A 288-nucleotide genomic window follows, 5' to 3' on the forward strand; every position below is an offset into this window, starting at 1 on the left:
GGTTTATTTTGTTGCGCCAGTTCTGGCATTCATTTTTATAAAGCAGGTCATAGTTATTTTCTCTTGCCCTCTCGTCAAATTCCCGCTTGTTTTGAAGCGCCTGTGCTTTTCGGCACTTATCGCTGCACAACTCATACCGCTGGCTCTTTGCCAGAAAATATTTCCCACAGACCTTGCACCGCCGGAAGCAAAGCCCCCAGTCATTCAGCCTGTTCAGATAATAGGTAATCAACGGGTAGAGGGACGCATAGGCAGACACACATTCTTCTGTGCGCCGGTTGTCCGGGA

General features: G+C 48.6%; 1 pseudogene. It reads right to left on the reverse strand.

The window, feature by feature from the left end:
* Positions 1–288 (reverse strand): annotated as a pseudogene (locus LI164_RS15780) (hypothetical protein); the annotation flags it as partial.

Source organism: Dorea sp. 210702-DFI.3.125, assembly GCF_020560945.1.
Lineage (GTDB): Bacteria > Bacillota > Clostridia > Lachnospirales > Lachnospiraceae > Dorea > Dorea formicigenerans.